Annotated in this window: 16 protein-coding genes; 5 read left to right on the top strand and 11 right to left on the bottom strand. The window is 68.8% G+C overall.

What is annotated here, in order from left to right; genetic code table 11:
• Positions 1-15: 15 nt before the first annotated feature.
• From AC1DH3_RS11850 to AC1DH3_RS11830, 5 genes are all read right to left on the bottom strand, one after another.
• Positions 16-1404: a UDP-glucose dehydrogenase family protein gene (locus AC1DH3_RS11850; RefSeq protein WP_476909382.1), complete on the bottom strand. Its 1389-nt coding sequence runs from the start codon at positions 1402-1404 to the stop codon at positions 16-18.
• The gene (locus tag AC1DH3_RS11845) at positions 1401-2582 is read right to left on the bottom strand and encodes a glycosyltransferase family 4 protein (protein WP_476909381.1); all 1182 of its coding nucleotides are present in this window, start codon (positions 2580-2582) and stop codon (positions 1401-1403) included. Before AC1DH3_RS11845 ends, AC1DH3_RS11850 begins: the two co-directional genes overlap by 4 nt.
• Before the next feature lie 474 nt (positions 2583-3056).
• Positions 3057-3305 (bottom strand): hypothetical protein, encoded by a 249-nt coding sequence (locus AC1DH3_RS11840; RefSeq protein WP_441418552.1) that lies wholly within the window; start codon positions 3303-3305, stop codon positions 3057-3059.
• Positions 3298-4746 (bottom strand): flotillin family protein, encoded by a 1449-nt coding sequence (locus AC1DH3_RS11835; RefSeq protein WP_476893280.1) that lies wholly within the window; start codon positions 4744-4746, stop codon positions 3298-3300. Before AC1DH3_RS11835 ends, AC1DH3_RS11840 begins: the two co-directional genes overlap by 8 nt.
• A gap of 202 nt (positions 4747-4948) precedes the next feature.
• Complete coding sequence (locus tag AC1DH3_RS11830) at positions 4949-5416, bottom strand: DUF4383 domain-containing protein (protein ID WP_441418550.1); 468 nt, start codon at positions 5414-5416, stop codon at positions 4949-4951.
• Positions 5417-5617: 201 nt separating this feature from the next.
• Here AC1DH3_RS11830 and AC1DH3_RS11825 point away from each other — a divergent pair, with 201 nt between their 5' ends.
• Complete coding sequence (locus AC1DH3_RS11825; RefSeq protein ID WP_476909394.1) at positions 5618-6940, top strand: cell division protein PerM; 1323 nt, start codon at positions 5618-5620, stop codon at positions 6938-6940.
• A 34-nt stretch (positions 6941-6974) separates the two neighbouring features.
• On the opposite strand, the gene AC1DH3_RS11820 is transcribed toward AC1DH3_RS11825, so the two are convergent.
• Positions 6975-7406 carry a hypothetical protein gene (locus tag AC1DH3_RS11820; RefSeq protein WP_441418549.1) on the bottom strand — a complete coding sequence of 144 codons (432 nt, stop codon included), beginning with the start codon at positions 7404-7406 and terminating at the stop codon, positions 6975-6977.
• A gap of 39 nt (positions 7407-7445) precedes the next feature.
• On the opposite strand from AC1DH3_RS11820, the gene purN reads away from it, so the two are divergent.
• Positions 7446-8024 carry a phosphoribosylglycinamide formyltransferase gene (gene purN / locus AC1DH3_RS11815; RefSeq protein WP_476909380.1) on the top strand — a complete coding sequence of 193 codons (579 nt, stop codon included), beginning with the start codon at positions 7446-7448 and terminating at the stop codon, positions 8022-8024.
• Positions 8025-8280: 256 nt separating this feature from the next.
• Positions 8281-9189 (top strand): hypothetical protein, encoded by a 909-nt coding sequence (locus AC1DH3_RS11810; RefSeq protein WP_476909379.1) that lies wholly within the window; start codon positions 8281-8283, stop codon positions 9187-9189.
• A gap of 112 nt (positions 9190-9301) precedes the next feature.
• Here the strand turns inward: AC1DH3_RS11810 and AC1DH3_RS11805 are convergent, their stop codons facing one another.
• Positions 9302-10654: an MFS transporter gene (locus AC1DH3_RS11805; protein ID WP_441418546.1), complete on the bottom strand. Its 1353-nt coding sequence runs from the start codon at positions 10652-10654 to the stop codon at positions 9302-9304.
• A 160-nt stretch (positions 10655-10814) separates the two neighbouring features.
• On the opposite strand from AC1DH3_RS11805, the gene purH reads away from it, so the two are divergent.
• Positions 10815-12500, top strand: coding sequence for a bifunctional phosphoribosylaminoimidazolecarboxamide formyltransferase/IMP cyclohydrolase (gene purH / locus AC1DH3_RS11800; RefSeq protein ID WP_476909378.1), 1686 nt, complete (start codon positions 10815-10817; stop codon positions 12498-12500).
• Between the two features lie 544 nt (positions 12501-13044).
• Here the strand turns inward: purH and AC1DH3_RS11795 are convergent.
• Positions 13045-14019, bottom strand: coding sequence for a trypsin-like serine peptidase (locus AC1DH3_RS11795; RefSeq protein WP_476909377.1), 975 nt, complete (start codon positions 14017-14019; stop codon positions 13045-13047).
• A gap of 270 nt (positions 14020-14289) precedes the next feature.
• Between AC1DH3_RS11795 and AC1DH3_RS11790 the strand changes: the two genes are divergently transcribed.
• Positions 14290-16509 carry an NADP-dependent isocitrate dehydrogenase gene (locus AC1DH3_RS11790; RefSeq protein ID WP_476909376.1) on the top strand — a complete coding sequence of 740 codons (2220 nt, stop codon included), beginning with the start codon at positions 14290-14292 and terminating at the stop codon, positions 16507-16509.
• A gap of 131 nt (positions 16510-16640) precedes the next feature.
• On the opposite strand, the gene AC1DH3_RS11785 is transcribed toward AC1DH3_RS11790, so the two are convergent.
• The 3 genes from AC1DH3_RS11785 to AC1DH3_RS11775 form a co-directional block, all read right to left on the bottom strand.
• Complete coding sequence (locus AC1DH3_RS11785; RefSeq protein ID WP_476909375.1) at positions 16641-17231, bottom strand: SRPBCC family protein; 591 nt, start codon at positions 17229-17231, stop codon at positions 16641-16643.
• 166 nt (positions 17232-17397) lie between these two features.
• A complete protein-coding gene (locus AC1DH3_RS11780) occupies positions 17398-17919 on the bottom strand; it encodes a mucin-associated surface protein (RefSeq protein ID WP_476909374.1) in 522 nt (173 codons plus the stop codon).
• A complete protein-coding gene (locus tag AC1DH3_RS11775) occupies positions 17916-19199 on the bottom strand; it encodes a serine/threonine-protein kinase (RefSeq protein ID WP_476909393.1) in 1284 nt (427 codons plus the stop codon). Before AC1DH3_RS11775 ends, AC1DH3_RS11780 begins: the two co-directional genes overlap by 4 nt.
• Between the last annotated feature and the right edge of the window lie 1732 nt (positions 19200-20931).

Genomic DNA, 20931 nt, shown 5'->3' with positions numbered 1-20931 from the left:
CTGGGGCCGGGCCGCTCAGTCGGCGGTGGCCAGTCGGCCGGCGGCGGCCGCGTCCGCGCCAATTCCGGCGTCGGCCCTTCCCAGGCCCCGCACCGTCCACCCCGCCGCGGTCCAGGCGGCGGCGTCGAGGGCGTTCCGGGCGTCCAGCACCGTCCGGCGTCGGACCAGCTCCCCGGCCGCGGTCGGGGAGAGCGAGCGGTAGGCCTCCCACTCGGTCAGCAGCAGCACCAGTTCGGCACCGTCGAGCGCCTGCTCGACGGCGGCCTCGAAGCGCAGCTGCGGATAGCGCAGCCAGGCGTTGTTGATCGCCGCCGGATCGGTGACGGTGACATGCGCCCCCGCTTCGGCCAGTTGCTGGGCCACATCCAGGGCGGGGGAGTCGCGGATGTCGTCGGTGTCCGGTTTGAAGGCCGCCCCGAGCACGGTTACCCGCCGGCCGCCCAGCTGGCCGCCGCACAGCTCCCGGGCAGCCTCCACGGTGCGGGTGCGCTGGCCACGGTTGATGCCGTCCACCGTGGCCATCCAGGCGTCCACCGAGTCCACACCCAACGCGGCGGCCTGCACCCGGAGGGAACGGATGTCCTTGGGCAGGCAGCCGCCGCCAAAGCCGAGGCCGGCATGCAGGTACCGGCCGCCGATCCGCGGATCCAGGCCCATCGCCTCGCCCAGCTCCGTCACGTCCGCGCCGGATGCCTCGCAGAGTTCGGCCATCGCATTGATGAAGCTCAGCTTGGTGGCCAGATACGCGTTCGACGCCGATTTGATCAGCTCAGCGGTCGCGAAGTTGCAGACGAGCCGGGGAATGCCTGCGCAGAGCAGCGGCCCGTACACCGTGTCCAGGGCGGCGGTGACGGCGGCGCCGGCGCTGTTCGGGTGCCGCGCGGATTCCTTGCCGCCCGGCACGCCGTACACCAGCCGGTCCGGCACCAGGGAATCCTTCACCGCCGTGCCCTGGCGCAGGAACTCGGGGTTCCAGCCGAGGAGCACATCCGGGCGCCCGGCCAGCACACCGCGGAGCATGTCCACCGTGCCCACCGGCACGGTGGACTTGCCGACGACGGCGGCACGCGGCGCCAGGAACGGGAGCAACGCTTCGGTGGCGGAGACCAGGTAGCCCAGGTCGGCGCCGTCGGAGGTCTTGGACTGCGGTGTTCCGACGCAGAGAAAATGCAACTGCGCGCCGGCGGCGTCGGCGAAGCTGGTGGAGAAGGCGAGTCGGCCGTTGGCGCGGCCGTCGCGCAGGAGTTCGTCCAGGCCCGGTTCGTAGAACGGGGCGGCGCCGCGGTCCAGCTGGGCCACCTTGGCGGCGTCGACGTCGATCCCCACCACGGTGTGCCCCATCGAGGCCAGGGTGGCGGCGTGCACGGCGCCGAGGTAGCCGCAGCCGATCACAGAAATCTTCACAGGGTTGCTCCTCTGGTGGTTGAACGGGGGCTGGCGGAACCGGTGCGGGTGGGACCGGGGCTGGCGGAACCGGTGCGGACCGCTTCGTAGTGCCGCACGAGCTCCTCGCCCAGCGCGTGCCAGGTCCGGCCCTGCACCGAGGCGTGGGCGGCGGCGGCGAAAGCGCGGCGCTTGGCGTCGTCGCCCGTAAGGTCTGCCACCCGGGACCGGAGCGCTGCGAGATCACCCGGTTCGTAAAGCCAGCCGGTCCGCGAATTCTCCACCAGGTCCAGCGGGCCGCCGCGGCCGGTGGCGACCACCGGGACGCCGGAGGCCATAGCCTCCTGGATGGTCTGGCAGAAGGTCTCGAACTCGCCGGGGTGGACGAACAGATCGAACGAGGCGACGGCCCGCGCCAGTTCCTCGCCGCCGAGGAACCCGGTGAACAGGGCGTCCGGGAGCGCGGCTTCGAGGGTTTCGCGCTGCGGCCCGCCGCCGACGATCACCAGCCGGGTGCCGGGAATATCTGCGAGCACGGCCAGGTCCTCCACTTGTTTCTCGACGGCGAGCCGGCCGACGTAGCCGATGATGCGCTCGCCGCCGGGGGCGACCGAAGCCCGCCACGCGTCGTCGCGCTTCTCCGGGCTGAACCGCCGGGTGTCCACGCCGCGGCGCCACATGTGCACCCGGGGAATGCCGCGGCCCAGGAACTGGTTCAGCGCAAAGGTCGACGGGACCAGGGTGCGGGTGGCGAGCAGGTGGATCTGCTCCACCCGGTTCCAGGCCCAGTTTTCCAGGAACGGGACGCCGTAGCGGCCCGCGTAGCCGGGGACCTCGGTCTGGTAGACGGCGACGCTGGGGATCCCAAGCTGGTGCGCGGCTTGGGCTGCCCGCCAGCCGAGCACGAACGGCGAGGCGAGGTGGACGACGTCGGGGGCGTAGTCGGCAAGGATTCGCTTGACCCGGGCCACACCGCCCAACGCCACCCGTACGTTCGTGTAGCCGGCCAGCGGCACGGACGGGAGCCGGTGCACCCGCGCGCCGTGGACCTCGCCGGGGACTTGGGGGTCCTGCGCGGATGGCGCGATCACCAGCACCTCGTCGCCGCGGTCCTGCAGATGCTCCAGAACCCTCAGGATGGAGTGCGTGACCCCATTCATCTGCGGCAGGAATGATTCGGCGACTAGTGCGATCCTCACGCCTCCACCGTGGCCGCGGCGGCTGACGGCGCGGGGTTCCCGGTGTGGCCTGCGGGGGAAGAGTGGGTTAACAGGCGTGGGTGGGCCGCGGGTTCCGGGGCCTGGCGGGCCCTTCGGTGTCCCACTGTGCATGCCCGTCGGCCGGACGCGTGTCCGGACATCATCCCAATACGCGCGCTCGCTGCCGCGCCGAATGACGATTATCCAAAAATGGCCGCAAACCAGCTGCCCAGGCGGCCGCTTCTGGCAAGTGGATGGTGCCGGAGTGCGCTGGTTCCCGTGGTCCTTCCAGTCCAGGGCCGCCCGTTTGCCGGAGATGGCCGCCAAGCCGGGCCTCGGAGCGGCCATCTCCGGCAAAACGGGCGCGGTTCGCGCTCGGGGCCGGAGTGCCCGGCGCCCAGGAGCTCCCCGGAGCTCCCCGGAGTGCCCGGTGCCCCGGAATGCCCGCAGTGCCAGGTGCCGCGCCGGCCAGCGTCAGCGGCGCGGATCGTGCCGCAGCACGTCCGGGAGTTCGTCCACGTAGACCGTCTGGGGCGGCTCGTAGTAGATGACCAGCACCTCGTCCCCGACGGCGAAGACGCTCTCCTTGTCGAACGGGTGGGCATGGAAGGCACTCGTCCCGCCGCGGAAGGGCAGCATGACCTCCCCGATGGTGCCGGGCCCCACCCGCCCCGTCACCCGGCCGATCCGGCCGGTCAGGCTGCGGTCGACTTCCTTATGCATCCGGGGCTTTCGGTGGCTGCTTGGCTGCCTGCCGTCCATCCTGCCGGCCATCTTTCAATGCCGTCCGCAGCGCGGGAAGGTAGTCGCCGACCTGCGCCAGGATGCCGCCGATCATCCGGTTGATGCCCTCCCCGCCGTTGAGGACGGTGAGCTGCCCGACGTGGGCGAACGGCTCCGCGGCCGCGGCGATGATGGCCGGCATGTTCTCGGCCAGCTGCTGCGAGATGACCGCGTCCTGGTTGGTGCCGAGGGCTTCGCCGCGCGCCTTGATGCCGTCGGCTTCGGCCAGCGCTTTGGCCTTGATCGACGACGCCGTCGCGTCACCGCGGGCCTTCGTGGCGGCGGCCTCGGCTTCACCGGTGACGCGGGTGGCCCCGGCGGCGGCCGCGGCAGCTGTCGCATTGGCCTGCGCCTGGAGCTCGGTGCGCCGGGCGTTGACCTGCGCCTCGAGTTCGGTCCGGCGGGCCAGCGCCTCGGCCGCGCTGATGTCCGCGGATTTCTGCCCCTCGGCCTCGGTGCGCTTGGCGTAAGCCTTGGCGTCGGCGGGCTTGCGGATGGTGGTCTGGAGTTTTTGTTCCTCACGGTCCGCCTCGAGCTTGGCGACCTCGGTTTCCTGCACCACCACCTGCTGCCGCGCGGTGGCCTCGGCCAGCGGTCCGGCCTGGGCGGCGTTGGCCCGGGCCCGTTCGGCGTTGGCCTGCGCCTCCGACTGTTTGATCGCGGAGAGGCTCTGGGCGTCGGCGATTTGCGCGGCCGCCTCCGCCTCCCGCTCGGCCGCCTCACGGTTCCGGGTGGCCTCCGCGATCCGGGCTTCCATCTTTACCTGGGCGATGTGCGGCTTGGCGATGTTCTGGATGTAGCCGGTGGGGTCCTGGAGGTCCTTGATCTGGAGCGAATCCACCACCAGGCCGAGCTTTTCCATCTCCACCCCGCTCGCGCTGCGGACCTGCGAGCCGAGCTTGTCGCGCTCGCGGATGATCTCCTCCACGGTCATGCTGCCAATGATGGAGCGCAAATGTCCCTCGAAGACGTTGTAGACCTGGCTCTGCATCTTGGGCTGCTGGCCGAGGAAGCGGCGCGCAGCGTTCGCGATGAACGGCGGCGCGTCGCCGATCTTGTAGATCACCACGCCCTCGACGATCACCTGGATGCCCTGGGAGGTCACGCAGGAGACCTTGAGCTCCGTCTCGTTCAGGGTCAGGGACAGGGTCCGCACGGTCTGCAGGCCGGGAAACACGAGCGCCCCCTTGCCGGTGACGATCTTGAAGTCCATGCCGTCCCGCGTCTCGAGGGTTCCGCGGGTCAGGCCGGAGATGATCAGGGCCTCGTTCGGTTCGGCCACCTTCCACATCAGCTTGATCGCAATCCAGATCACGGCGACGACGACGAGTGCCCCGGCGAGGACCGCGAGGAACGGGATAAAAGCTGAGAAGTCCGGCATGGAAACTCTTTCAGGTCGTTGGGTCAGGCCAGTCTGGGGTGCTGCCGCCGAATAAGTCCAGCATTTGGCGGAACGGCTGGGGCAAAAGAAAGCTGGTGCGGACACCCATGAAGCTCCAGGCGCCCGCACCAGCAGGTAGTACGAATTTGTTGGATTACTGAGAATCGGTCCTCATTCGCGGCTCCCTTTTCCCGGTGTTCGCTTACCGGGTTTGTGCGTCATCGGCCAGATGCCTCGAGAGCAGCCAGCCGGCGCCAATCATTGCCACGCCCAGCACCATGTGGGTCCAGTTGTCCATGGTGTTGAACGCCAGGAAATTGGCCGCCGACCCCACGCCGACGATCAGCCCGTAAACGCTAAAGACGATGTACAGCAGGCCGAAGCCCATGAGGAAGTTCCGGGCTCCCATGCCGTTGCGGGACATGGTCAAGCCCGCGGCGCCAATGGCCAGCTGAACGATGTTCAGCAGCATGGACACCTGGAACAGGCCAAGGAACATGGCCCTGGAATCTGGCCCGAAGAACCTCAGCTCGCTGTACTGCGTGGTGATGCCCGGGATGAACCCCAGGACACCCACGACAAGAAGGACAATACCCACACCCATGCCGACGTTTTGGACATCAGTCCGTCCGAAATGTACGCCGTGTGCATGTGGGGATGCGGTAGTCATTTTCTGCCTCCAACCACTGATTGCGGACACCTTAAATTTTACGGCGGGGTAGCGGAAAAAGCGCCGCCGCGGGGCCACCTGCGGTGGTGCGCTCGGGGCGCGGCGGGCGGCGGCGGCAACGTTTCCGGCCGGCTGAAATCGGGGGCGCAAGAGCCTGTCGGAACCCGGCGGAAGGCCCCGCGCGTGGCACCATGGAAGACGATGAAACTGCGCGCTGATCAGACCGGGAACCGTGGCCTTCCGATGCCTCTATGGCTGCAGGGGGCGCTGGAGTCCGCGCAGGCCGCCGTGATCTCCGCACTCGTCGTGATCGCACCAATTATCGCGGTCTGGGCCACGGCCGGATTCCGCGAGGGCGGCTTTGAATTCCTCGCCCGGCTGGCCGGCCAGGCCTGGCTGCTGATCCACGGCGTCCCCTTGCTGCTCGAAACCGTCGGCGCCGGAACCGCGGGACGGCCCGAATCCGGCACCCTGTCGCTGATCCCGCTGGGCCTCACGCTCCTCCCGTTCCTGCTCGCCTGGCGCGCGGGGCGGCGGCTGGCCCGCGCCTCCTACACGGACCAGCTCTGGCAGGCGCTGCTCGGCTCCTGGATGATGTACGGCGCCTTCGGATTCGCCACCGGTTTCGTCTGCCGCACCTCCGAGGTCGGTGTCAGCCTCTGGTACGCCTCCATCGTCCCGCTGATCCCCTTCGCGCTCGGCATGGTGATTGGTGCCCGCCGCGAAGCGGGCTCCTGGAGCCGGCTGATCGGCGTCGACGCCGTCGCCTGGCTCTCGCGCACCAGCCAGCACTCGCGCTGGGCAGGCTCCTACCTGGGCTCCGCCGTCAAGGCCGGCTTCGTGGCCGTGATGGCCAGCCTGGCCATGGCTGCCGCCCTCCTCACCGTGGACCTCATCATCCACTGGAACCTCATCATTGCCGTCTACGAGGCGCTCGACGCCGGCCCGGTGGGCGGCGCGGCGCTCACCATCGCGCAGTTGGGCTACCTGCCCAACCTGGCCGTGTTCGCGCTGGCCTGGACTTCCGGCTCCGGGTTCGCGCTCGGCGTCGGATCGCAGGCCGGGCCGCTGGCCACCGCCGTCGGGCCGCTGCCCTCCATCCCGGTGTTCGCCGCACTGCCCGCCGGTGCGCTGGAGTACGGCTTCGTGGCCCTCGTGGTTCCTGCGCTCGCCGGGCTCCTGGCGGGCTGGTGGTTCCTGCGCGAAGGCGAAAACCACTTCGACGAATGGCTCTCCATCAAGGTCAAGGCGCGCTGGTTCACGGCCACCGTCTCCACGCTGGTCCTGGGCGCCATGATCGGCGCCGTGGCAGGTCTGCTCGCGGCGGCGCTGGCTTGGTTGGCCCGCGGTTCCGCCGGCATCGGACGGCTCACGGACATCGGCCCGGACCCCCTGACGACGGCGTTGTTCGTGGCAGCTGAAACGGGCATCGGCGTCGTGATCGGCTACGCGGCCGGGCCGTGGCTGGAACGACGGCAGAAACTGCACGAAGCGGATCTGGAACTGGCCGCCGAAGCCGATTAAACGGCGACGTTCCGGGCCTGGCGGGTGGCCGGCGCTAGCGCAGCTGCGTGGGCAGCGAATTCTCCAGCTGGGTCCGGCACGCCGAGGCAGCCTGCTGGGTCAGGGCATGGCGGGCGCACTGCTGGTAGTCCCGGATCTGGTTGAAGAACACCGCGGAGGCCAGCACCATCAGCACCATGACCGCGGAGACCACCAAACCGGAGATGGTGCCGAACAGCACCAGGCGGGATTCCTTGAGCTTCGCCGCACGCACGAGCAGTACGATGCCGAGCACCAGTGCGGCCGCGGTAAGGATTGCGGTGAGCCAGAGGTAGCTGACGTCCAGCTGGAAGACGAAGAACGCCCCAAGCACCGTGACGATAAACGCGCGGAACAGGTTGTGCGTCCGGAGCAGCGATGCCTTGGCCGCTTCGCTCCGGGGATTCTGTCCCCGCTGGGCTCCGCCGGGGTCCTGGGGGGAATTCATATTTTCCAGCGTACGCGAGTGGCCCCATAAGCTAAGTCAATGCGCATAGTTGTCCTCGTCTCAGGCACCGGCTCCAATCTCCAGGCAGTCATCGACGCCGTCAGGGCCGGCGAGCTGGACGTGGAACTCGCCGCCGTTGGCGCCGACCGGCCCGGAACGTACGGGGTGGAGCGCTCCGCGGCCGCCGGGATCCCGACCTTCGTGGTGGATTTCAAGGCCTACCCGGACCGGGCCGCGTGGAATGCCGCGCTGACCGAAGCCGTTGCCGCCTACCGGCCCGACGTCGTCGTGTCCTCCGGGTTCATGCGGATTGTCAGTGCCGACTTCATCGACGCGTTCGGCGGCAAGTACCTGAACACCCACCCGGCGCTGCTGCCGGCCTTCCCCGGCGCGCACGGCGTCCGCGACGCCCTGGCCTACGGCGTGAAGGTCACCGGGTGCACGGTGCACTGGGCGGACGCGGGCGTCGACACCGGCCCGATCATCGCCCAGGAAGCCGTGAGCGTGGACGACGGCGACACCGAGGACACCCTGCACGAGCGCATCAAGACGGTAGAGCGGCGGTTGCTGGTGTCGACCCTGAAGTCGCTCGCCGCGGGAGCTAAGACCCCCAACTAGCTCGCAGTTGTTGTCGTTTTGAGCCCTCAAAACGACAACAACTGCGAGGCAGTTGGGCCCTCCCGACGCGGCGCCGACAGCCGTTTTTCGACGGGGAAATACCCAACCAAGTAGTCGGCTCGACAAAAGCGAGTACTCCGCGAATAAGTCGGGTAGTGACTGGCGAAAATCGGGTATCTCGCCGCCGGTTGAGGGGCCGTCCGGGGCCATAGTCTGACGCAGTCTCATTCGTCTCTTGCGTCCCTGGGGGTCCATCGTGTCACAGTTCAGCTTTGCCAAAACCAGCCCGAAGGTTCTCTGCCTTACTGCGGCGCTCGTCCTCGGAACGGGCGCCGTTTCTGCCGCCTATGCCGCTTCGACGACGTCCGGCACCGGCGAAATCAGCGGCTGCTACAACATCAACAACGGCGGCCAGCTCCGGGTGCTGGCAGCCGGCCAAACGTGCGATTTGAAGAAGGAAACCGCCATCTCCTGGAACATGCAGGGGATCCAGGGCATTGCCGGCCCGCAGGGGATCCCAGGGATCGCCGGCCCGCAGGGGATCCAGGGGCTCGTAGGCGAGGCCGGCGCCACCGGCGCCACCGGCGCCATGGGAGCCACCGGAGCCCAGGGCGAGAAGGGCGACAAGGGTGATACCGGCGCCACCGGAGCCCAGGGTGAGAAGGGCGACAAGGGTGATACCGGCGAGGCCGGCGCCATGGGAGCCACCGGAGCCCAGGGCGAGAAGGGCGACACCGGCGAGACCGGTGCCCAGGGCATCCAGGGCGAGAAGGGCGAGACCGGAGCTACCGGTGCCGTCGGTGCAACAGGCGCCACCGGGCTGCAGGGCGAAAAGGGCGACACCGGAGCCATCGGCCCCGTTGGACCGGCCGGTGCCAGGGGGGCCACAGGTGCGACCGGAGCCACCGGAGCCACCGGAGCCACCGGGGCGGCCGCGTCGACCAGCGTGACTGTCGAGTCGAACAGCGGCTCAACGCTCGTGGTTCAGGTCAACTGCCCGGCCGGCAGGACCGCCGTCTCGGGCGGCTACTCGCTGGGCTCCACCACCGGCAACAACGGCGCTGTTGTCAGCCAGCCCGTCATGACCGGCGGGACGCCTACCGGCTGGACCGTAACGCAGCGGACAACTACGGCCATGACGGTCTACGCGACCTGCATCCAGTAGCCACACCCCCCGAATGCCCTATCACTTGTGGTGCTTCTGAGACCCTCAGGACAACCAAAAGGGATAGGGCATTTCGGCGTTCCGGGCCGGCGGGGGAGCGGCGGCGGGAAAGCTACTCCAGACGGCGCTGCTTGGTTTCCGGGGCAAAGAACGCCATCCACAGCACCGAGATCAACACCAGGCCGCCGGCCAGGGCGAAGGACGTGGCCAGCCCCAGTTCAGGCCACAGGAACGTGGCGAAGATCAACGGCCCGAACCCGGCGCCGAGCCGGGAGAACGTCGAGGCCCAGCCGAAGCCCGAGCCGCGCAGCTCGGTCGGGTAGAGCTCCGACACGTAGGCGTACAGCACCGGGATCGCCACCTGCACCACGAAGCCGAACACCAGCAGCCAGAACACGGCCGCCGTCGGGATGTCCACGACGACGGCGACAATCACCAGGGTCAGCGCCGACAGCGGGCCGGTGATGGCAAGGATCCACTTGCGGCCCGTCCGCTCCACCAGCAGCGCGGCGACCACCACGCCCAGCAGGCCGACGGCGGCCATCGACGCCGTCGTCAGGAACGCCTTGTACTCCTCGAAGCCGGCGCCGATCAGGATCCGGGGCATCCAGGTCAACGACAGGTAATAGACCAGCAGGATGCTGAAGAACAAAGCCCAGGCCGCCGTCGTAATCTTCCAATTGAACTGCCAGAGCGCGCGCAACTGGGTCCAGGCGCTGCCGGCGGAAAGCCGGGGCGCGTCCTGGGGTTCGGGCAGGCTGTAGACCCGGGCCTCGGCGCCGGTGGCCGCGACCAGGTCGTCGATCACCCTGGCGGCTTCCTCGCGGCGGCCCTTGCGGATCAGGAACAGCGGCGACTCCGGGACGCTGCGCCGGATCCAGAACACCAGCAGCGCGGGCAGCACCATGATCAGCATGGTCAGCCGCCAGTCGGCGAAGGCGGCGATCAGCCCGGCCGAGACGAACCCGCACAGCGCCGCACCGATCGGCCACCAGCCATCCATCGCGGTGAGGACCCGGCCGCGCTGCTTGCGGGGCGTGAACTCGCCCACCAGTGCGTAGTCCACCGGGATGCAACCGCCCAGGCCGAAGCCCGCCATGAACCGGAACGCCACGAACCAGAGGAAGTCGGGGGAGAAGGCGCCCAGCACCGTGAACACCGAGAAGATCAACAAGGTGGCGGTGAAAGCCTTCTTGCGCCCGATCGTGTCCGCGATGGTGCCCCAGACAAAGGCGCCCACGGCCATGCCGATCAGGTTGGAGGTGCCGATCCAGGCCGCGTCGCCAGCGGTCAGGGACCAGTGCTTTGACAGCAACGGAATGAGGATCCCGTTCAGCGTGACGTCCCAGGCGTCGAACATGAAGCCCAGGCCGCCGATCAGGAAAATCCGGCCCTGGACCTTCCACCGCCACGGCAGTTCCTGGACCACCTGTTCGCCGCTGGGCACAGTGGTGTAAGTATTCATCTCGCCTCCTGGGAAAACTCTACGTCCCGGCGCGCGCCAGCGGTGAAGCTTCACACTCGGGCGCGCTGGCTCCCGGCGGGGATGCAGAGAGCCATGACGCGATAAACTGGCCGCATCCCCACCACCCGCGGCCGCGCCGCGATATAAGACGGAGACTTTTGTGAGCTTTACGCAGCTTGAGCGTGTATCCATCGACCGTGTTCCCATCCGCCGGGCCCTCATCTCGGTCTACGACAAGACCGGTCTGGAGGAGCTCGCCAAGGGCCTGCACGAAGCCGGCGTCAAGATCGTCTCCACCGGTTCCACCGCCAAGAAGATCGCCGCCGCCGGAATCCCGGTGCAGGAAGTCGAAGAAGTCACCGGCTCCCCGGAAATGCTGGACGGCCGCGTCAAGACCCTGCACCCGCGCGTGCACGGCGGCATCCTCGCCGACCGCCGCGTCCCGGCGCACATGAAGACGCTCGAGGACATGTCGATCGAGCCGTTCGACCTCGTCGTCGTGAACCTCTACCCCTTCGTGGAGACCGTAAAGTCCGGCGCCGCGCAGGACGACGTCGTCGAGCAGATCGACATCGGCGGCCCCGCGATGGTGCGGTCGGCCGCGAAGAACCACGCCGCCGTCGCGATCGTGGTGGACCCGGCCTCCTACGGTTCCGTCGTGGAGGCGGCCTCCTCGGGCGGCTTCGACCTGAAGACCCGACGCCGGCTCGCCGCCAAGGCGTTCGCGCACACCGCGTCCTACGACACCGCCGTGGCCACCTGGACCGCCAGCCAGTTCCTGGATGAAGACGGCGACGGCGTGATCGACTGGCCCGCCTACGCCGGCCTGGCCCTGGAACGCTCCGAGGTCCTCCGCTACGGCGAAAACCCGCACCAGCAGGCCGCGCTGTATGTGGACAAGGCTGCCCCGGCCGGTATCGCCCAGGCCGACCAGCTGCACGGCAAGGCGATGAGCTACAACAACTTCGTCGACGCCGACGCCGCCCTGCGCGCCGCGTTCGACTTTGCCGAGCCCGCCGTTGCGATCATCAAGCACGCCAACCCCTGCGGCGTTGCCGTGGGTTCCGCCGCCGCGGCGGACCCGATCGCCGACGCCCACGCCAAAGCCCACGCCTGCGATCCGGTGTCCGCGTTCGGCGGCGTGATCGCGGCCAACCGCACCGTCACCGCCGGCATGGCCCGGACCGTGGCCGGGATCTTCACCGAGGTCGTCATCGCGCCGGGCTTTGAGGACGAGGCCGTGGAGATCCTTTCCAAGAAGAAGAACATCCGCCTCCTGACCCTGCCCGAGGGCTACGGCCGCTACCCGACCGAGTTCCGCCAGGTCTCCGGCGGCATGCTGGTCCAGGCCACGGACAAGGTCGACGCCGAGGGCGACAACCCGGCCAACTGGACGCTCGCTGCGGGAGAGGCCGCCGACGCCGCCACCCTGGCCGACCTCGCCTTCGCCTGGACGGCCTGCCGCGCGGCCAAGTCCAACGCGATCCTGCTCGCCGCCGACGGTGCCGCCGTCGGGATCGGCATGGGACAGGTCAACCGGCTCGACTCCTGCCGTCTCGCCGTCGAGCGGGCCAACACCCTGGGTGTCACGGTGGAGTCCGATGTGGAAGGTGCCGGCGGGGCATCTAACACCGATGCCGCCGGCGCTCCGGAACGGGCCCGCGGCGCCGTTGCAGCCTCGGACGCGTTCTTCCCGTTCGCCGACGGCCTGCAGATCCTGATCGACGCCGGCGTCCGCGCCGTCGTGCAGCCCGGCGGATCCGTCCGCGATGAGGAAGTCATCGCCGCAGCCAACGCCGCCGGCATCACGATGTACTTCACCGGAGCTCGGCACTTCTTCCACTAGGGGACATGCTCAACTGCTGCCACCAAGAATGGACATGCCCTTCCTTTCCGGGAGGGCATGTCCATTTTTGTGCTGTCTTTGGTGTGCTTCGGGGTCCAGGGAGCTGAGGCCGCGGGACATGCTCATCCTGCGCGCCAAGGAGCGGGCATATGCGGATTATGTCCACTGGCCGGCGCGTGCGGCGGGCATGTCCACTCGGAGCGCCAAGGAGCATCGCCGACGGGCATGTCCATCCTTCGCAGTTCGGACCGGGCAAGACCTCCAGGCCTGACGGACATGCCCATCCTTGGAACCCACGAATGGACACATAGGGGTTATGTCCGGCGGGTGGTCTGAGCGATAGGCATGTCCCTCGGGTGGTCTGAGCGATGGGCATGTCCCTCGGGTGGTCTGAGCGATGGGCATGTCCGGTGGGAGGCCAGGCTCAGGAACCAGCACACAGCAACGCGGGGTCACTTGCCGCCCTGTCGAGGGGGAGGGTGGCAAGTGACCCCGCGTTGCCCTATTCCTTTCCTAGGGTGTGGGCGTATTGGGGGTGGGGTTCTTAGGCGGCTGCGGCGGTGCTGTAGGCCTGCTGGATCACCGAGCCCCAGTACGGGCCGTACATCACGGTGGAGCGGCTGCCGTAGCCGTAGCTGTTGATGGAGTTCTGGTAGCCGGAGGAGCTGGTACCGATGAACCAGGGGCCGCCGGACGATCCACCGGTCATGTCGCAAGGGATGCCCTGGGCGTTGAACTGGGGATTGTTGGGATCATCGGAGGCCGGGCCGGTGCAGCTCTTCAACGACTGGCCGTCGAAGGGCGCCGCGGCCGGGTAGCCGTAGGACTTGTAGGTGAGGCCGCGCGCTGCGTTGAACTGGACGCCGGAGGCGCCGACGACGTCGGACAGGTTCTGTCCGTTCAGCGGGGACACGACGGCGAATCCGGTGTCGTACTGCATGTCGCCGGCCGAGCTCCACTGGGTCGTGGTGTAGAGGGCCTTGGCAGCCCACTTGCCGTACGGGGCGGCGCCGTTGAGGTACGCGGGGACGAAGACGAAGTTGGTGGCGAAGGCCCCCGGACCCTCGTTGACGCAGTGTCCGGCGGTGGAGACGGTGCTCTTGTTGGTGGAGGTTACCGAGTTGCCGGAGCAGACGTAGTTGCTGCCGCCCATCGTGAAGAACACTTTGCCGATGTTGGAGATCGGCGACTCGTCGGCGTGCAGGGTGGTCTTGCCCTTGGCGGCCTTGCCGGAGATCTGCGTGCTGGCACCCTTCTCCACGGTGGCGGCGGAGGACTTGTTCCCGCGGGCCAGAGCCTTGTCCGCCAGCACGTCGCCCGGAATGGCCGACTTCATACGCTCGGGCGTCCAGTAGTCGGCGGCCCGCGAGCCGTCGACGGACTGGCTGGCCACCTGGGGAGCCTTCTTGTCCTGCGCCGCAACGGTCGAGGCGGTGGCGCCGCCGGCCGCGCAGATGGCCAGGAGGGCCGCGGCGGAGAGGCTGAAGAGGCTGGTGGCCAGAGTCTTGGGTGTTCTCATGGGTGTCCTAACCGGGAGGAATGCGGGGCGGCCTGCGGGTGCGGGCCGCTGTGATGGGTTAGAAACTACGTCAACTTGACGAACATGTAAAGAACTTTGTCAACAACTGTCACAGCAGATTCGCGCAGGGTTAGGCCGGCTGCACGAGTCACGGGGGCGCCGGAGCCCGTCCCGGATAGGCGCCAATGGGGCCACCTCGGGTAAGTTAGAGCCGTTGAGATAACACAAGATTTCCGGATATCCGCAGACTTTCAGGGAGACGCCCGAGCAATGGCCAAGATTATCTATACCCACACCGACGAAGCGCCGATGCTGGCCACCTATTCGTTCTTGCCGATTGTCGAGGCATTCGCGTCGACGGCCGGTGTGGAAGTGGAGACCCGCGACATTTCGCTAGCCGGCCGCATCATCGCCGTCTTCGGCGACTACCTCACCGAAGAGCAGCGCGTCAGCGACGCCCTGGCTGAACTGGGCGCGCTCGCCAAAAAGCCCGAGGCCAACATCATTAAGCTGCCCAACATCAGCGCCTCCGTGCCGCAGCTGAAGGCCGCCATCGCCGAGCTCCAGGGCCAGGGCTACGCCCTGCCGGACTACCCGGACAACCCGGCCTCGGACGAGGAGACGGACATCCGCTCCCGCTACGACAAGATCAAGGGCTCCGCCGTGAACCCGGTCCTGCGCGAAGGCAACTCCGACCGCCGTGCGCCGCTCTCGGTCAAGAACTACGCCCGGAAGAACCCGCACAGCATGGGCGCCTGGACCCCGGAGTCCAAGACCAACGTCGCCCACATGGATGCCGACGACTTCCGCTCTAACGAGAAGTCCGTGGTCATTGAGGCGGATACCAACCTCAAGGTCCAGCTGGTCAAGGAAGACGGCACGGTCAAGGTCCTGAAGCGGGCGTTCCCCGTGCTGGCCGGCGAAGTCATCGACGGCACCGTGATGCGGGCCGCCGCCCTGGACACCTTCCTCGCCGCCCAGGTTGCCCGGGCCAAGGAAGAAGGCGTGCTCTTCTCCGCACACCTGAAGGCCACCATGATGAAGGTCTCCGACCCGATCATCTTCGGCCACGTCGTCAAGGCCTACTTCTCGGACCTCTTTGCCACCTACGGCGATCAGATCGCCGCGGCCGGCCTGAGCCCCAACAATGGCCTCGCCTCCATCCTCAACGGCCTCGAGGACCTCCCGGAAGAGATCCGCGGCGACGTCGAAGCCGCCATCCAGAAGGGCCTCAACGACGGCCCCGAGCTGGCGATGGTCGACTCGGACAAGGGCATCACCAACCTGCACGTTCCCTCCGACGTCATCGTCGATGCCTCGATGCCGGCCATGATCCGCAGCTCCGGCCACATGTGGGGCCGCGATGGCCAGGAGGCCGACACCCTCGCCGTCCTCCCGGACAGCAGCTACGCCGGGATCTACCAGGTCGTCATCGACGACTGCCGCGCCAACGGCGCCTTCGACCCGACCACCATGGGTACGGTCCCGAACGTCGGGCTGATGGCCCAGGCCGCCGAGGAATACGGCAGCCACGACAAGACCTTCGAGATCCAGGCCGCCGGCACCGTCCAGGTGGTCGACGACGCCGGCACCGTCCTGATCGAACACCAGGTTGCCCCCGGTGACATCTGGCGCGCCTGCCAGACCAAGGACGTGCCGATCCGCGACTGGGTCAAGCTCGCCGTCACCCGCGCCCGCGCCTCCGCCACCCCGGCCGTGTTCTGGCTGGACAAGGGCCGCGCGCACGACGCCCGGATGATCGCCAAGGTCGAGGAATACCTCAAGGACCACGACACCGAGGGCCTGCAGCTCGAAATCATGTCCCCGGACGAGGCCACGGCCTTCACCCTGGCCCGACTGCGCAAGGGCGAGGACACGATCTCGGTCACCGGCAACGTGCTCCGCGACTACCTCACGGACCTGTTCCCGATCCTTGAGCTCGGCACCAGCGCCAAGATGCTCTCGATCGTTCCGCTGATCAACGGCGGCGGCCTGTTCGAGACCGGCGCCGGCGGCTCGGCCCCGAAGCACGTCCAGCAGCTGCTCAAGGAAAACCACCTGCGCTGGGACAGCCTGGGCGAGTTCCTTGCCCTCGCCGTGAGCTTCGAGCACCTGGCAACCTCCACGGGCAACGCCCGCGCGCAGGTCCTCGCGGACACCCTAGACCGCGCCACCGGCACGTTCCTGCTGGAGGACAAGTCCCCGAAGCGCAAGGCCGGCGAGCTGGACAACCGCGGCAGCCACTTCTACCTGGCCAAGTTCTGGGCCGACGAGCTGGCACGCCAGAGCGACGACACCGAGCTGGCCGCGGCCTTCGCCGCCGTCTCGGACGCCCTGGCCGCCAACGAGGAAACCATCGTTGGCGAACTGCTTTCGGTCCAGGGATCCCCGGTGGACATCGGCGGCTACTACCGTCCGGACGAAGCCAAGGTCTCCGCCGTGATGCGGCCCTCGGCCAAGTTCAGCGAAGTGCTGTCCCTGCTGGGCTAGCCCGCACAACGCGAACGGCGCACCGGGAGTTCCCGGTGCGCCGTTCGGCGTTTAAGCAACCGGCCGGTCCATGTCCGGCCGACGACGGCGGTGCGTCCCGCCGTCGTCGGACCGTGGCGGCCGGCGAGTGCCTAGCGGTCGGAGATCCTCCGGTCGCCGCCGGCCTCGCTGGCCGGTTCGGTTGCCAGATCCGGGTCCGCGTCCAGCGGCGCTCCGGTCCCCAGCACGTCGTACTCCGGGTCGGTCACCGGCGTCAGCCCGCCCGCTTCCCCGCTGTTGACCCGTTCGCGCCACGCGCCGGTCTCAAAGTCGCGGCCCTCAATGAACTTCTTGAACCGCTGCAGGTCCGCCCCCACCTGCCGGGAGTCCAGCCCGACCGCAGCGCCGATTTTCTCGGCTGCAGTGCCGGGCTCCCAACTGAGTTCGACGTCGACCCGGGTCTCCGCCGGTCCCAGCTCCGCGAAGCGCACGGTGCCGGCGTTTCGGGGGCTGTCCAGGCTTTCCCAGGACACCTGCCGGTCGGGGTCCTGGCTGGTGATCCTGGCGTCGTAGTCGCGCTTGACCCCGCCGATGCTGGTCTGGAAGTGGACGGTGGTGTCATCGAGCTGCTGGACGGCGTCGACGCCGCTCATAAACTGCGGGAAGTCTTCGAACTGGGTCCACTGGTTGTAGGCCTGGCTCAGGGGGACGTTGACGGCGATGGATTCCTGGACTGTTGCCATGCTTGCTTTCACTCCTTCGGCTGGCAGGCTGCGGCCTGCGCGTCGTTGCAAGGGACGGATACAAGGTTGGTACAAGTGCTCGGACAGCGGTTGGGTCAGTCAGGCCGTTTCCGGCCTGACTGACCAAGCTAGCCGGATCCGGCTAATTGTGAAAGTCCGCGCGCCGTCAGTGGCCGCCCTTGCCCTTGCCCTTGGGCTTGCTCTTCACTACGGGGACAGGCGCCACGGGAGCCGGCGCCGCCGCTGCCTGGGCCGCGGCGGCCGCCTTCGCGGCTGCTGCTGCCGCCGCTGCCTTGGCTGCCGCCGCAGCCTTGTCGGCTGCTGCCTTCTTGGCCGCCGCCGCATCCCGGGCGGCTTTTTCGGCCGCCGCCTGCTTGGCCGTGAGGTCGGCGCGCACGGCATCGATGGCCGCCTTGATGCTTTGGTGGCGTTTGAAGGACACTTGTCCGTCCGCTGCCGCCGCGTCGAGCCTGGCCGTCAGTTCGTCCAGCAGTTTCAATGCGCCGGCGGAGTCGTTGGTGGCTGCGGCCTCGGTCACCGCCAGGACCTGGGACTGGAGCTGACGTGCAGCCGTGCCGTCCAGCTCGGGAGGAGCGCCGCATCCGGTGAGCGACCCTGCGATCAGGGCAGCGGTGAGCAGCGGACCGGCTATGGCCAGGTTCCACCGCGGTTTGCCAGTGGCATTCATGGTTGCACGCTCTTCTGCAGTTGCTTCAGGTGCTCGCCCAAATCGCCGGAGACGGCCGGATAGGGCACGACGGCGGGCGGCTGGGGGACAGTGAGGGAGACGGCGACGGCGGCTGCCGCTAGGAGCGCCACCAAGGCGAGGACGACGGCGATCCTCGTGCGGAGTCGGGCCTGCCGGAAGCGTGCGAGCGGGCGGGCCAGCACGCCTGCGCGGCGCGCCGGGGCGTCGTCTGGGGTCAGTGCGTGGTGCCGGCGGGTTCCGGGCCTGATGCCCGGGGCCTGGCCGGCCGAGCCCGCCGCTGTGTTTTGGACAGGGTCCTGAGCTGTGTCCTGGACAAAGTCCCGAACTCCCGTCGCCGAGCGCGGCGGCCTGGCGGGCGGTGCGGGCAGTACCCTGGTCCGTTCTTCGGCCAGCAGGCCCGGCAAGGAGTCGGGGGAGACCAGGGCCTGGCGCAGCGCAGCCTCCAGGTCGGCCGCCGCGGGGCGGTCCAGGGGGTCCAGTGCGGTCATGGCCCGGATCAGCTGGGCCCACTCGGCCGGCACCGCGTCAGGAACAACGGGGGCGCGGTGCAACCGGGCCACTGCCGACTCGACGGCGCTTCCCGGGTACTCCACGGAGCCCTTGATGCACTCCAGCAGGACCAGTCCCAGCGAGTAGATGTCGCTGGCCGGGCCCATGTCGGCGCCGCGGGCCTGCTCCGGACTCAGGTAGGCGGCCGTTCCCACCATCGTTCCGGTGGCGGTGAGCCTGGTCCCGTCGACGATCCTGGCAATGCCAAAATCGGTCAGCTTTGGCCGCAGCGGTTCTCCGGGTCGGACCTGCACCAGCAGGACGTTGGCCGGCTTGATGTCGCGGTGGATGATTCCGAGGGAGTGGACGTAGGCGAGGGCATCCGCGAGTCCCGCGCCGATCACGGCAAGCTCGTCGTAAGGGACCGCGCTGTGCCGGATCCGGCTCCGGAGGTCCTGGCCCTCCACCAGTTCCATGGTCAGGAAGGGCCTGGGCTCGTCCGGGATCCGGGTGTCCGTGCCGGCGTCGAAGAGCGTTACGAGGCTCGGATGGTTCAGTGTGGCCAGGAGTTCGATCTCGGCCTGCTGGCGCTTGAGCTCATCGGCCTCCGCGGATTGCGGGGCGAAGAGCTTGAGCGCGACGTCCCGGCCCAGGTTCTCGTCCCGGGCAGAGTACACGGACGCCATGCCGCCCCGGCCGATCACTTCGCCCAGACGGTAGCGGCCGCTCAGGATCTCGGTCGTGACCTCACTGGGTAAAGCGTCCACGATGTTCCCCGTCTTTCGTCCTGGCGCCGCGGTGGCGTCCCTAAAGAATAATACGGGTGCGGGTATCGGGTTCCGGCACGGGCCGCATCGTTCAGCTGTCGTCTGTGGTGGCGGTTTCACCTTTCTCGCGAAGGGAGGGGGTGCCGCCGGAGCCTGCGAGGCCGTTGAATCCCCCAGCGGACCCAACGACTTCGCTCCGGCGGCAATAGACCTGGACGGGAGCGGCCACGCGTTACGGTGGCCGTCCCGCGGGCGGAGCTTGCGCCGGCGTCGGGCGCAGCAGCCGGCGTGGGCATTGCCGCAGGGATGCGCGATGGGTGGGGGCCGGACCGGACGCGAGGAGCGCTGAGACGGCGCGCCTAGGCGAAGCGTTGGTGCCGGGTATCCGGTCGCGGACGGTGGTGTCCATGGGGAAATCTCCTGAATGACTGGTGGCGGGCGTGCGTGGCAGCCCGAAGGACCGTGCTCTGCGCAGGAAAGTGGCAGAGGACGGCCCTACTAGTCAGGAGAAGATCCGGGATCGGCGGCGACAGCAGGATGGACGTGCTGTAGCGGGCCGCTGATGGGGTCGGTGCCCATTGGTGGGATGAGGAAGAACGCGCTTGGCGTCCACGCAGCAGCGCCGGAAGGCCCGCTGGACGTGGAACCGCTGCCGGACCCCGACCCTGGGGTCGGCGGGAGCGCAGCGGGGGCAGGCAGCCCGGTGTCGCCGCCACGGGGCCGGGGCGCGTCATTGCCGCCCGTGGGCGCCGCGGGGGCACCGTCTCCGGTCGACCGGGGGCTCGCAGGAGTTCGGTTTCCTGCCGCCAAGGCACCCGGCAGGCTGCCGCGGGCCGGGACGTCCGGCAGGGTCAGGGAGGGAACGTAGCCGTAGCCCGCCGCAGGGTAAACGGCCTGAAGGCCGCGCGGCCGGTCCACAGCCGCCGGGCTTTGCTTCAGCAAAGGATCAGCGCTTGCCGGGGTAACTGCGGCGGTCTTCCGTGGCGGGACAAGCGGTGCAGGGCTGGCCCCGACCTGGCCCGGGACGACCACGGGGACGACTACCGGCACCGGTACCACCGCAGGCGGGGTGGCCGGAGGTACCGTGCCGGGGACGGATCCGCTCACTGGGGGCGCTGGCTCGGGCGCGGAGGGGACAGCCGGGAGGTCTCCGGCGCCGGTGTCGGGAGCGGTGACCGGAACAGCCGGGTCCGTGACCGGTGCCGGATCACTGGAAGGGGCGGGGGCGGGCTCTCCGGGCGGGACCGGCGCGGGAGCCGGGGCGGGCTCGGCCGGGGGACTGGCGACCGGCTCACTCACCGGTGGGACGGGGTCCGGATTCTCGGTAACCTGGGAGACCGGTTCGGGCTGGGCAACAGGCAACAGCGGTTGCGGGACGACAGGAGGCGCGTCGGGCGCCGCAAGCGGCACAACGGGTTGCACGACGGCGGGCTCCGCGACAACTGGCGCCGGGACAGCCGGCACAGGTACAGCCGGAGGCGAAACCGGAGCCGGGGTGACGGCAGGCGCAGTCGGGGCTGGAGCCGACGGTGCCGGGCTTACGGGTGCTATCGGGTCATCGGCCTTCGGGAATTGGATCATGGTCACGACGGCCGAACCGGGGGCGGGTGGAACTGCGCTGGAGACCTTGAGTTCGTCGGCGTTGGCCGTGGCGGCGGAGAGCGCCAGCCAGGACAGTCCGGCTCCCAAGGCCAGCAGCCCCCGTCGCAGGAAGCGGCGCGCACGGGGACGGCTG

Source organism: Arthrobacter sp. 05L428 (genome assembly GCF_056397665.1).
Note: the sequence above shows the minus strand (reverse complement) of the source record. Positions and strands in the feature narration are given on the sequence as shown.

What these genes read in the sequence shown, in the direction of transcription:
- AC1DH3_RS11840 (WP_441418552.1), bottom strand. Translation starts at nt 3,305, where the DNA reads ATGCATAAGGAAGTCGACCGCAGCCTGACCGGCCGGATCGGCCGGGTG.
- AC1DH3_RS11835 (WP_476893280.1), bottom strand. Translation starts at nt 4,746, where the DNA reads ATGCCGGACTTCTCAGCTTTTATCCCGTTCCTCGCGGTCCTCGCCGGG.
- AC1DH3_RS11830 (WP_441418550.1), bottom strand. Translation starts at nt 5,416, where the DNA reads ATGACTACCGCATCCCCACATGCACACGGCGTACATTTCGGACGGACT.
- AC1DH3_RS11825 (WP_476909394.1), top strand. Translation starts at nt 5,618, where the DNA reads ATGAAACTGCGCGCTGATCAGACCGGGAACCGTGGCCTTCCGATGCCT.
- AC1DH3_RS11820 (WP_441418549.1), bottom strand. Translation starts at nt 7,406, where the DNA reads ATGAATTCCCCCCAGGACCCCGGCGGAGCCCAGCGGGGACAGAATCCC.
- purN (WP_476909380.1), top strand. Translation starts at nt 7,446, where the DNA reads ATGCGCATAGTTGTCCTCGTCTCAGGCACCGGCTCCAATCTCCAGGCA.
- AC1DH3_RS11805 (WP_441418546.1), bottom strand. Translation starts at nt 10,654, where the DNA reads ATGAATACTTACACCACTGTGCCCAGCGGCGAACAGGTGGTCCAGGAA.
- AC1DH3_RS11795 (WP_476909377.1), bottom strand. Translation starts at nt 14,019, where the DNA reads ATGAGAACACCCAAGACTCTGGCCACCAGCCTCTTCAGCCTCTCCGCC.
- AC1DH3_RS11790 (WP_476909376.1), top strand. Translation starts at nt 14,290, where the DNA reads ATGGCCAAGATTATCTATACCCACACCGACGAAGCGCCGATGCTGGCC.
- AC1DH3_RS11785 (WP_476909375.1), bottom strand. Translation starts at nt 17,231, where the DNA reads ATGGCAACAGTCCAGGAATCCATCGCCGTCAACGTCCCCCTGAGCCAG.
- AC1DH3_RS11780 (WP_476909374.1), bottom strand. Translation starts at nt 17,919, where the DNA reads ATGAATGCCACTGGCAAACCGCGGTGGAACCTGGCCATAGCCGGTCCG.